Here is an 11,688-nt window from a genome sequence, read left to right as displayed (position 1 = left end):
AAAATGCTTGAATCTTAATTAATTTAACAGTTCAAATATAGTTTATTTTGAAAGAAGACTTCAAAAATTAATTGTGTCTATAAGAATGTTTTTAGATATAACAAACCCGACAGTTTTTTAAAAAACTGTCGGGTTTGTATATAGATTAAAACTTATGAAATCCTACACACTCACAATATTATACACAATAATCTGATTGTCGTAATTAATGTAAAGCTGCTTGCGGTAGTCTTGTTTTTTTCGGGTAATGATCGAGAGTTTGCATTCATTTCCACTATTATCTTTACATAAGAAAGAATATACAATGTCTGTATCATTTTCTTCCCGTTCGATATATTCGCTAATGTTAAAAAGTTGAATTTCCTGCGAATATACTACAATCCGGTGTTTATCGGTATCCAGAATTACAGAGAGATTGACAAGGTCAAGATTGGACCATTCGCCCCATTTTCCCCTTTCGTTTTTTTCCAACACGCTAAAGCCCGAGGTTTTAAAACGATAAGACTGGCTGTAAGCCTGCTGCAAACCAAGTCCTAAAAAAAGGATTACTATATAGTTACGTAAAGTATTCATGTTGTATTTCGGGGCTATTAGAACTCAAATTTAGCTTTTTCCTTGCTTGCAATTTCAAAATCAGCCATCATTTGTTGAATAATTTTTTCTACAGGCAGAATTTCATGAATAATTCCGGCAATTTGCCCAATTTCCAGCTCGCCTTCTTCAAGATCACCTTCAAACATGCCTTTTTTGGCTCTTGCTCTTCCTAAGAGCTGTACCAAATCTTCTTTCGAAGGTCCTTTTTGATATAACTCCTGAACATCGTTATAAAACTTATTTTTGATTAATCGAACGGGGGCCAGTTCTTTCAGTGTCAATTGCGTATCGCCTTCCTTTACATTTACGATAGTCTGTTTGAAATTATCGTGGGCAGAGGATTCTACAGATGCTGCAAAGCGACTCCCTACCTGAACGCCATCGGCCCCTAAAATCAGGGCGGCCAGCATTCCTCTTCCGGTTGCAATTCCTCCGGCAGCAATAATTGGAATCTGAATTTTTTCTTTCACCATCGGAATCAGGGTCAGCGTCGTTGTTTCGTCACGCCCATTGTGCCCGCCTGCCTCGAAACCTTCTGCTACAATAGCATCTACACCTGCTTCCTGTGCTTTTAAAGCAAAAATACTGCTGCTCACTACATGAACTACCGTAATTCCTTTTTCCTTCAGAAAAGAGGTCCAGGTTTTAGGGTTTCCAGCAGAAGTAAAAACGATTTTCACGCCTTCTTCCACCACAATATTCATAATTTCTTCGATATTAGGATATAACATCGGAATATTAACCCCAAAAGGCTTGTCTGTTGCTTTTTTACATTTCTGAATATGGCCGCGCAGTACTTCCGGATACATAGAACCGGCACCAATAAGTCCTAAACCTCCTGCGTTGCTAACAGCACTGGCCAGTTTATACCCGCTGTTCCAGATCATTCCTCCCTGAATTATTGGATATTTTATATTAAAAAGTTGTGTGATTTTATTCATGCAAAAATGCTGTTATTGTTTGATAATCTTTCCTGTTTTGTGCATTCCTTCTGCATCAAAAACATAAAAGTAGAGTCCGCTTTTTAAGGATTGCAGGGAAAGTACCGGATTTTGATTTGTAATTTGTTGTTCGATAACTTTTTGTCCCAGAACAGAATAAATGGCTACAGAAGCGGTGGTCTGATCGGGAAATGAAAAAGAAACCGCAGTTTTTACCGGATTTGGATAAATCGAAAAAACAGGAATTTCGAAATTCTCCACTCCCAGGGTAGCACCGAAATTTGGAATTCCATACCCATAGAAATTGTCTGGGACAGCATATTTATCTGAAGACTCCAAAATCATTTGTCTGATTTGCTGATTGGTTTTAGAAGGAAATGCCTGCCACAAACAAGCGATCATACCGGCCATTATCGGGCACGAAAAAGAAGTCCCGTTAACCGTGACAATGGCACCGGAAGTATTCGAAACAACTGCTGCTGTTCCCTGTGCCATTACATCGGGTTTGATCCGGTTATCAAAACTTGGCCCTATGGAACTGAAATCAGATCTGACTTTTGACGCTGTAACTGAACCAACTGTTAAAACGGAAACGGCATCTGCAGGCCCTCCGATATGTCTTTCAGCAGTATTTCCTTCATTACCGGCCGAAGCGACCACGATAATTCCTTTGCTAAAAGCCATTTCGGCACCACGGGAAATAAAATTTGTACTTCCGTTCATATCATTATACGTATGGCTGTAATTGGCATTATCATATTCAAAATAGCCTAACGATGTTGTAATAATATCTACTCCTAAACTGTCGGCCCTTTCTGCAGCTTCTACCCAGAGTGATTCTTCAACCGGGTTTTCTGAAGCAGCATTTTCTGTAATGAATAAATAATATGAAGCGTCCGGAGCAGTTCCTATCAAAGCATTTTCTTTATAGCCTCCCATTGTTGAAAGTACCATTGTACCATGATCATCTCCCGTGTAAAAATTATCATTTCGGGACACAAAATCATAACCTCCGAGAATTCTGTTATTATTAATAAGATTCTCAAAAGGCTGAGCCGTATTTACTCCCGGAAAACCCGCATCTAAAACAGCTATTATTTTACCGGATCCGGTATGATTTTGTTCATGCAAAACCTGACCGTTCAGCATTTGTATTTGATTTGCCGAAGCTCCGTAGGCATAATTAACGGTAGTTTTAAGCTTATCTTTTGTTTGTGCTGTTTTATTACTTTGTACTTTTTTTGAAGTCGTATTTAAAGTTTTATCTGCAAAGACCACTTTATCCACAAAAGCTAAGTTTTTTAAAGCCGTAACATTCGCCTGGGTTCCGCGAATATGGAGTGCATTCAGCCATTTAGATCGCGCCATTATTGTAATTCCGGCACTTGATTTTATCTGGCTGACATACGTTTTTTCTATTGGAGTGTCGTTAATGCTTAAGGCAATATTTTGATTGATACGGCGATCTATAGACCGTTGCGTAAGCATCTGAAGAGGATTGTCCAAATACATTTGTGCACTTGGTTTGGCATTAAAATACACCCAGGCATCTTCTTCCTGTGCAAATAATGCAGAAGAAAGTAATAATAACAAAAAGAGGTAGTTATATTTCATAGTTTACTTTTTTAAAGGGAAAACCTTCTTAAAAAGTATAAAGCTAAGAAATTACTCCCGAACCAACTAATTCATTATCGAAATACCAGGCTGCAAACTGCCCTTCTGTTATGGCAGATTGCGGTTCGTCAAAACGAATATACATTCCGTCTTCAAATTGATATAAAGTTGCTTTTTGTAAAGGCTGACGGTAGCGAATTCTGGCCATTACTTCCATACTTTCTCCCACTTTTAAAGCAAGATCAGTACGAATCCAGTGTACTTCAGATTTCTCTATAAATAAAGCTTTCTTAAATAAACCCGGATGCTGGCTGGTTAAACCGGTATAAATCGTGTTCGTTTCAACATTCGTCGCAATTATAAACAACGGATCTGTTGTTCCTCCCACATTCAGTCCTTTTCTTTGTCCAATGGTAAAATAATGGGCTCCCTGATGTTTCCCTACTACTTTTCCCATTGTCGGAAGATAGTTTAGTTTCTGAGCTTCTGCTTTCAGTTCTTCCTCTAGAGACAGGCCAACTGGTTTTTCTATGGTATAAATCGGATCGTTTTTATCAACCTGAACAATTTTACCTTCTTTAGGCTGTAATTTTTGCTGCAGGAATTCCGGCAAACGTACTTTTCCAATGAAACAAAGTCCCTGGGAATCTTTCTTTTCAGCAGTTACCAAATCCATTTCGGCAGCAATTTCGCGGACTTCCGGTTTGGTCAGTGCTCCAATTGGAAACAATGATTTTGCCAGTTGTTCCTGCGATAACTGACATAGAAAATAGGATTGATCTTTATTAGTATCCGCACCTGCAATTAACTGGTAAACCGGTTTACCGTCGACTTCGATTTCATTTTTTTGACAATAATGCCCGGTTGCTACATAATCAGCACCCAGACTTAAGGCAATTTTCATAAAAACATCAAATTTGATTTCGCGATTACAAAGTACGTCCGGATTTGGAGTTCTTCCTTTTTCGTATTCGTTGAACATATAGTCAACGATTTTTTCTTTGTACTCCTCACTCAAATCAACGGTCTGAAACGGTATCCCCAGTTTTTCAGCTACTAATAAAGCATCATTACTATCTTCCAACCACGGACATTCATTCGAAATCGTAACCGAATCATCGTGCCAGTTTTTCATAAAAAGGCCAATAACTTCGTATCCCTGCTGTTGCAGCAAATAAGCGGCAACACTAGAATCAACTCCTCCGGAAAGTCCAACAACTACACGTTTCATTTTAACTCGTTTATATTTTTACAAGGGTGCAAAGGTAAGCCAAATTCCATATAATTGCGATGGTTTTGATTAGTTTATATAATCCCGCGGTAGATAAAACTTATTGCTTTTTTTAATTACTTTTAATCCATCAACTAAAGCACTATGTCAAAACAGGTTTACAGTATTATTTTCCTGATTCTTTTTACCTCCCTGAACGCCCAGAATTACACCTCGACTCTGACCGGTTATCAGGCGTATAAGGCATTCAAAGGAAAACCATTATCCGATAAATTCTCCAATATAGAGTCGGTAAAAGTGATTTATGATCTGAAAAACCAAAAAATATATTATTTCAACAGCAGTCTGATTCGCCTGCACTATGATTTTGTAACGGACTATCTGGGCTATGCTAAAGGGCTGGATGTTTTTAATGACGATAATTACAGTGACACTGAAAAAGGCAGGGATTTTTTGTTGGGGAATCTCAATCATATTAAAGGAAGGGAGAAATGGGTTTTCGAACTTGCAGCGTCAGACCACATGCCCGTTTTGTTGATAGAGCGTTTTTACAATCTGGTTGTGCAGTCTACTTTTATAGGTAAGGATTTGAAATTTTACCTGAACAATCCGGAAAAACTGCAATGGAACCAGGAGCATAAATTTAAAATCCCCTGCGTCAAATCGAATTATATTTTTGATGAAATCACCTATCAGGAAGTCGTTTCCGGAAGCAATGTCGGAATATTAAAACAATATAAAACAAAGGAGTTAGAAAGCATTACTCCCAATCCGGATGAAATTATTATTCTGGACGGGACGCCGGATATTTTACCCAATGTCAGGGGAATTATCGTAAATGAGCTGCAAACTCCATTAAGCCATTTGGTTTTATTAGGCAAAAACAGAAAGATCCCAATTATGGCTTATACCACTGTTCTAAAGGATCCATATATTAAAAGGTTGATTTCGAAAAAGGTAGAGCTTAAGATTGCAGCAGACACCTTTTACATCAAAGAATCCACCAAAAAAATAGCGCAAAAGACTATTAAGAAGAAGAAAAAGTTAATTGTTGACAATAGCGTCACCAGTTTGGTTGATTTGAATAAAATTCCCAAAAAAGGCGTGAATTATATTGGTTCGAAAGCACAAAATCTGTCCTGTCTAATTGCAATTTCAAAAGAAATTCCGTTTAAGACACCGGAAAATGCCCATGCGATTCCGTTTTACTTTTATACCAGTCATGTTCAGAAAAAATCCACTGCTCCTTTAATTCGGGAGCTTCTGGCTTATCCACACAAAGATTCTGTTGTTTGGATCCACAAGCAATTGAAAAAAATACGGGCTGCCATAAAAAAGGAACCTATCAATCCTGAATTAATAGCAAAACTGAACGAGACTTTTAAAAATGCCTCTTTTAAAAATTTCAGGTTCCGATCTTCAACAAATGCAGAAGATATGGACGATTTTAATGGTGCGGGTTTATATGATTCCAAAACGGGAATTCTGGGCGACACTATAAAAAGTTTTGAAAAGGCAATTAAACAAGTTTGGGCCAGTACCTGGAATGAGGCTTCCTACACGGAAAGAGAACTTTTTGGAATTGACCAGGAGAGTATTGCCATGGGTGTACTGGTTCATCGTTCTTTCCCTGATGAATTGGCCAATGGCGTTATCATCACCAAAAATATTTTCAGGGAAAACTTCTCAGGAATCACAGTCAACGTTCAAAAAGGAGAAAACTCAGTTGTGAAACCGGAAAAAGGTGAAATCTGCGAACAGTTTGTTATCTATCATTTTAATAACGGAACCGACCCTGACGATTTTGAAGTGGATTATACTTCGAATTCAAACCTGAATAAGAACGAACCCTTACTGACGAGAAAAGAAATCAGCACTCTTTTTATTGTCAGCAAAAAAATTGAGTCCAAAATGTACCGTTACTGGAGAAAAAACCTTTTTCATCCCGTAGATATTGAATTCAAGATTGTTGGAGAAAACAGGGATTTGTACATCAAACAAGTTCGTCCTTTTAACGAATAGTCAATAAAAAACCAAAAGATCAATTTCGTTTGAAACAGTATTGACATTGACAATCTTAAATTCGAAATTCTCAATTTTAATTTTATTTTGAATGGATTTGCGAATATTTTCGGGGTTTAAAATAAAGTCATCTTCCAGCATCATTTTCAACTCAACACTATTTAGAAATTTAGATGCTTTTTTATTTACTATAACCGAAGCAATGATATAAAAACCAATTATAATCAGTTGAAAAAACAAAAGCACCTCTATTTTTTCATAGGGATACATAATATCAAGAATAGAAAGTGTAATCGTAGCAAACAGAAAAATGATAGCATTTACGGTAAAAGACTGTGTCCTGAATCGTAAAATAGAAAAAATAGCAAACAGACCAAAACCAATTCCTACTCCTATTTCTATTTTTGTAAACAAATAACAGAGGGAAAAAGTACATAGTCCAACGATAACCATCAAAGGATTTATGGTTTCATTATCTTTTCTGTTCGAAAAAAAGTAAAGAATCAGGATTGAAAAAAACAGCAACAAAAATCTCCCGGAAAGCTCGTTTAAATCCATTTACAGTAAATATTAGTGAATCAAATTTAGAAAAAAGTTTGCCACGAATTTCACGAATTTCCACGAATTACAATTAGTGTGAATTCGTGAAATTCGTGGCAAAAAAAAAGTCAGCATCGCGGAATACTCTAAATCTATTCCATCTTAGGCTTCGAGTCCGCCTTATAACTGCTTTTCGGATCACTCATGTTTACCTCTTTGGTTAGTTTCCCTTTTAAGTAGAACTTCCAAATTCCGGCTTTTTTTCCATTAAGAAATTTTCCTTCAGAAGCTACTACGCCGTCAGAATCATAGAAAACAGCATCACCATTATATTGATTGTTCTTATAAGTAGTCTTTTCCAATATGATTCCGTTTTGCCCGTATTTTTTATATACGCCTTCTTTCTGGCCATTTACATACGTGATCTCTTCCGCTATTTTAGCATTTGGATAAAACACAGTCCTAAGACCTTCCAGCTTTCCATTTTTATAATTTTCAGTAGTCATCAGTACTTTTGAGGCTTTATGATAATACTTCCACTCGCCTTCATAATTCTTACCAATTACTTTTCCTTCACTTACTTTATTTTTAGCCTGATCGTAAAAAATATTATAAGCGCTGCCGTCGTTAGCCGTAAAATCGCGTGTGGCCACAACATCTCCTTTTTTGGTATCATCAAAAAATTTAAATATTCCGGTTTCCGTTCCGTGGCTGAATGTTCCCTCGTATCGGGGGCGCTTGGAAACTTCATAAGTTCCTTTCCATAAACCGTCTTTTTTACCGTTGGCATCCAATTTATTGATGTCTGCCTGGGCACTTATCAGGATTGAATTCAACAGTGCCAGTCCGAATATTATTTTTTTGAAAATCATCATATATTCAATTTTAAGCTTTAACGAAATTGTACTTTATAAAGTATATCACAGGTATAAAAAAATCCCGATAAATCGAGATTTTTTTAAGAACTTATTTCTTTTTATTCTGAGCTTTTGTTGCTTCTTGTTGCTCCATCACTTCCTGAAGACGTTGTTGGAACTTGCTTTGTTTTTTAGGCTCTTTCAATTTGTTTTCCTGAATCTGAGCGTGAATTTTATCTGTATCCACAATATAATTTTTAATTACAAACATAATTCCGATTGTAATTAAGTTAGAGATAAAGTTGTACAAACTCAAACCTGCACCATAACTGTTGAAGAAAATCAACATCATTAATGGCGAAACATAAATCATGATTTTCATCATTTTTGCCATATCCGGCATACCTTCCTGCTGAGGCGCTGCCATCTGCTGATCTCCTGATGTCATTTTCATGTAGAAGAAAATTGCAATTGCTGCCAAAATCGGAAACAAACTGATATGGTCTCCATACAACGGAATGTGAAATGGTAATTTTACTACTGCATCAAAAGAGGACAAATCATCTGCCCAAAGGAAACTCTTCTGTCTTAACTCAAAAGCAGACGGGAAGAACTGGAATGACGCATACATAAAAGGAAGCTGAATCAATGCCGGGATACATCCTGCCATTGGGTTTACCCCTGCTTTGTTGTATAACTTCATTGTTTCCTGCTGTTTCTTCATTGGGTCTTTTTTGAATTTTTCTCCCAACTCTGTAATTTCAGGACGCAAAACTTTCATTTTTGCCTGAGAAAGGAACGACTTATAGGTAATTGGCGACATCGCCAGTTTGATTATAATCGTAAAGATAATAATCGCAATTCCATAAGCAATAAAAGAGCTTAAGAACCCGAACAACGGAATAAAAATCCATTGGTTGATCCAGCCGAAAATCCCCCATCCAAGTGGAATAATTTTCTGGAAATTTTTATCATACGATTTTAATATTTTATAATCCGATGGTCCGAAATACCAGTTCATTTTATAATCAACTTCTCCATTTGTAAACGCCAAAGGAACAGTTGCTTTAAATTGTTTGATATAAGTAGTATCAATATTTTCGTCTTTTACTAAATCATCTGATTGTAATTTGGATTTTTCAAATGCTTTATCCGTAGACAAAATTGCCGTAAAAAAGTGTTGTTTAAACGCGATAAAACTCACTTTTTCAGGAGTATCTTCTTTTCCTGCCCCAAGACTTACCGAATTGTATTTTTCATCTCCGTATTCATATTCCAGCTGAGCGTAACGCTTTTCAATGGAAACACTTTTCTCATTTCTGAACGATTTTAAATCCCATACTAAATCTAATGGTTTAGACGAATTTAAAACTTTATTCAATCCCTGAGAGCGAATGTCAAAACCAACTAAATATTCATTTGATTTTAATACGTATTTGTATTCTAAAAATTCATTTGCACCTGCTTTCAGACGCATTGTCAATATTTGGTCGTTACCGTTTTTAGTCAGTGTTGGCTCAAAGAATAAATCTTTAGAATTTAAAGTCCTGTTATCTGTTGTCTGTAACTGAATGTTTAAATTAGAGTTATTGTCTTTGATTAATTCCACTAATTGTCCGGAATTTTTTTCAAACCTTTTGAATTCTTTCAATGTAGCTTCTACTATATAACCGCCCTTATTAGCGATTTTAAGTTTTATCTTATCATTTTCAAGAGTAGTAAAACCTTCTTTTGCAGTCGGAAGCGTTGCAGAATAAGCAAAACCACCTAATGTTTTTTGCAATTGCGCTAACTGAACTGTATCTCCCGGCATTGCTGCTGCCACTGGCAAAACTGCTGTTTTAGTCTTATCTGCTTTAGCCTGAGCTTCTTGTTTTGCTACTAATTCTTTCTTGGCTTTTTCAGCAGCAATCTCTTTATCAGAAGGTTGATTTTGGTACATAATCCAAATCAAAATTCCAAATATCAATACAAAACCAATGATTGAATTAAGGTCAATTTTTTTTTCTTCCATTATATTTAAAAAAGTTATTCGTTTAAGGATATTGGTCTGAGATTTACTCAAAAGTTACATCCCCTTAGAATATTAATTATTGTTTTTTATGTGCATTTACCGCTGCAGCCACAAAGTTTACGAAAATTGGATGTGGATTGGCAACTGTACTTTTGTATTCCGGGTGATATTGTACCCCTATGAAAAACGGATGGTTTTCAAGCTCTATGATTTCCACTAAACCAGTGTCAGGATTGACTCCGGAAGCAATCAGACCTGCTTTTTGCAATTCGTCTGCATACTTATTATTATACTCATAACGGTGACGGTGACGCTCTGAAATGGTCTTTTGACCGTAAATTTTATGTGCCAGCGTATTTGGTTTAATATCACATTTCCAGGCTCCAAGACGCATTGTTCCGCCTTTGTCTGTAATTGTTTTTTGTTCTTCCATCAAATTCACCACAGGATGTTTTGTTTTCTCATTCATCTCTGTAGAATTCGCTTCTGCGTATCCTAAAATATTTCTTGAATATTCGATAACAGACATTTGCATTCCTAAACAAATTCCGAAAAACGGAATATTATTTTCACGTGCAAAACGAACTGCTTCAATTTTTCCTTCAATACCTCTTTCTCCAAAACCAGGAGCTACTAAAACTCCGTCAAGAGTTCCTAATTTTTCGGCTACATTATCGATATTAATATGTTCTGAATGTATCGAAATTACATTTACTTTTGTTTCATTTGAAGCTCCGGCATGAATAAATGCTTCCAATATGGATTTGTAACAATCCTGCATTTCAACATATTTCCCGATCAAACCAATATTTACGGTATGTTTTGGATTTTTTAAACGGCGTAAAAAAGTATTCCAGTTTTTTAAATCCGGTGCTGCTTTTTTAGGCAGATCTAATTTTTTCAAAGCTACCACATCTAATCCTTCTTCAAGCATTAAATTAGGAACTTCATATATCGTTGAAGCATCAATAGACTGAATTACCGCTTCTCTTTTTACGTTACAGAATAAGGCTAGTTTATTACGCAATTCATCTGAAAGTTCATGCTCTGTTCTGCAAACCAGAATATCAGCTTTGATACCGCTTTCCATCAATGTTTTTACAGAGTGCTGTGTTGGCTTTGTTTTTAACTCACCCGCAGCAGCCAAAAATGGAACTAATGTTAAATGAATAACAATTCCGTTGTTTTCTCCCAATTCCCAAACCAGCTGACGAACAGACTCTATATAAGGTAAAGATTCGATATCACCAACCGTTCCGCCAATTTCAGTAATCACAATATCATAATCGCCGGATTTACCCAACAATTGCATTCTGTCTTTGATCTCATTTGTAATATGAGGAACAACCTGAACTGTTTTTCCTAAAAATTCCCCTCTTCTTTCTTTTTCAATAACGGAAAGATAAACTCTTCCTGTAGTAACGTTATTGGCCTGAGAAGTAGGAACGTTAAGAAAACGTTCGTAATGACCTAAATCTAAATCAGTTTCAGCACCATCATCAGTTACATAACATTCTCCATGCTCATATGGATTTAACGTACCCGGATCTACATTTATATACGGATCAAATTTTTGAATAGTTGTACGATACCCTCTTCCTTGTAACAATTTTGCTAAAGATGCTGCGATAATTCCTTTTCCTAAAGAAGAAGTCACACCGCCTGTAACAAAAATATATTTTGTCTGATTCATTCTGTTGTTGTTTGTATTGTAGTTGTGTAAAAAACTTGGCAAAAGTACAAATTTAATTGGACAATTTATCAATTACAGAATGAGATAATTTGCAAATTTATAAACAGATCGATTACTTGTTTCCGTAATCCGTAATTTTAGATTTTAAACGGCCTAATTTTTAATTAATCTGTTTATTTGTT

The 11,688-nt window shown here is 36.1% G+C and carries 9 protein-coding genes; 1 reads left to right on the top strand and 8 read right to left on the bottom strand.

The window, feature by feature from the left end; genetic code table 11:
* Window positions 1-162: 162 nt before the first annotated feature.
* The 4 genes from LPB89_RS12990 to mnmA are packed head-to-tail and all read right to left on the bottom strand — an operon-like array spanning window position 163 to window position 4,380.
* Window positions 163-573 (bottom strand): hypothetical protein, encoded by a 411-nt coding sequence (locus tag LPB89_RS12990; RefSeq protein WP_230702207.1) that lies wholly within the window; start codon window positions 571-573, stop codon window positions 163-165.
* Between the two features lie 17 nt (window positions 574-590).
* Window positions 591-1,535 carry a nitronate monooxygenase family protein gene (locus LPB89_RS12985; protein WP_230702206.1) on the bottom strand — a complete coding sequence of 315 codons (945 nt, stop codon included), beginning with the start codon at window positions 1,533-1,535 and terminating at the stop codon, window positions 591-593.
* Between the two features lie 12 nt (window positions 1,536-1,547).
* The gene (locus LPB89_RS12980) at window positions 1,548-3,149 is read right to left on the bottom strand and encodes a S8 family serine peptidase (protein WP_230702205.1); all 1,602 of its coding nucleotides are present in this window, start codon (window positions 3,147-3,149) and stop codon (window positions 1,548-1,550) included.
* A 43-nt stretch (window positions 3,150-3,192) separates the two neighbouring features.
* Window positions 3,193-4,380, bottom strand: a complete 1,188-nt coding sequence (mnmA, locus tag LPB89_RS12975; RefSeq protein ID WP_230702204.1) for a tRNA 2-thiouridine(34) synthase MnmA — start codon at window positions 4,378-4,380, stop codon at window positions 3,193-3,195.
* A 144-nt stretch (window positions 4,381-4,524) separates the two neighbouring features.
* Here mnmA and LPB89_RS12970 point away from each other — a divergent pair, with 144 nt between their 5' ends.
* Window positions 4,525-6,402: a PEP/pyruvate-binding domain-containing protein gene (locus LPB89_RS12970; RefSeq protein ID WP_230702203.1), complete on the top strand. Its 1,878-nt coding sequence runs from the start codon at window positions 4,525-4,527 to the stop codon at window positions 6,400-6,402.
* Here the strand turns inward: LPB89_RS12970 and LPB89_RS12965 are convergent, their stop codons facing one another.
* From LPB89_RS12965 to LPB89_RS12950, 4 genes are all read right to left on the bottom strand, one after another.
* The gene (locus tag LPB89_RS12965; protein WP_230702202.1) at window positions 6,403-6,960 is read right to left on the bottom strand and encodes a DUF4956 domain-containing protein; all 558 of its coding nucleotides are present in this window, start codon (window positions 6,958-6,960) and stop codon (window positions 6,403-6,405) included. It abuts the gene before it with no gap.
* 134 nt (window positions 6,961-7,094) lie between these two features.
* Window positions 7,095-7,814: a toxin-antitoxin system YwqK family antitoxin gene (locus LPB89_RS12960; RefSeq protein WP_230702374.1), complete on the bottom strand. Its 720-nt coding sequence runs from the start codon at window positions 7,812-7,814 to the stop codon at window positions 7,095-7,097.
* A 94-nt stretch (window positions 7,815-7,908) separates the two neighbouring features.
* Window positions 7,909-9,813: a membrane protein insertase YidC gene (gene yidC, locus LPB89_RS12955; protein WP_230702201.1), complete on the bottom strand. Its 1,905-nt coding sequence runs from the start codon at window positions 9,811-9,813 to the stop codon at window positions 7,909-7,911.
* 76 nt (window positions 9,814-9,889) lie between these two features.
* Entirely contained in the window at window positions 9,890-11,506 is a 1,617-nt protein-coding gene (locus LPB89_RS12950; RefSeq protein ID WP_127337053.1) for a CTP synthase, read from the bottom strand.
* Window positions 11,507-11,688 lie beyond the last annotated feature (182 nt).

This window comes from Flavobacterium sp. ENC, assembly GCF_020991415.1.
In the GTDB taxonomy this organism is placed as follows: domain Bacteria; phylum Bacteroidota; class Bacteroidia; order Flavobacteriales; family Flavobacteriaceae; genus Flavobacterium.
The sequence above is the reverse complement of the archived record's forward strand: the minus strand, read 5'-3'. Positions and strand labels throughout refer to the sequence as shown.

What these genes read in the sequence shown, in the direction of transcription:
- LPB89_RS12960 (WP_230702374.1), bottom strand. Translation starts at nt 7,814, where the DNA reads ATGATTTTCAAAAAAATAATATTCGGACTGGCACTGTTGAATTCAATC.
- yidC (WP_230702201.1), bottom strand. Translation starts at nt 9,813, where the DNA reads ATGGAAGAAAAAAAAATTGACCTTAATTCAATCATTGGTTTTGTATTG.
- LPB89_RS12985 (WP_230702206.1), bottom strand. Translation starts at nt 1,535, where the DNA reads ATGAATAAAATCACACAACTTTTTAATATAAAATATCCAATAATTCAG.
- LPB89_RS12950 (WP_127337053.1), bottom strand. Translation starts at nt 11,506, where the DNA reads ATGAATCAGACAAAATATATTTTTGTTACAGGCGGTGTGACTTCTTCT.
- LPB89_RS12970 (WP_230702203.1), top strand. Translation starts at nt 4,525, where the DNA reads ATGTCAAAACAGGTTTACAGTATTATTTTCCTGATTCTTTTTACCTCC.
- mnmA (WP_230702204.1), bottom strand. Translation starts at nt 4,380, where the DNA reads ATGAAACGTGTAGTTGTTGGACTTTCCGGAGGAGTTGATTCTAGTGTT.
- LPB89_RS12990 (WP_230702207.1), bottom strand. Translation starts at nt 573, where the DNA reads ATGAATACTTTACGTAACTATATAGTAATCCTTTTTTTAGGACTTGGT.
- LPB89_RS12980 (WP_230702205.1), bottom strand. Translation starts at nt 3,149, where the DNA reads ATGAAATATAACTACCTCTTTTTGTTATTATTACTTTCTTCTGCATTA.
- LPB89_RS12965 (WP_230702202.1), bottom strand. Translation starts at nt 6,960, where the DNA reads ATGGATTTAAACGAGCTTTCCGGGAGATTTTTGTTGCTGTTTTTTTCA.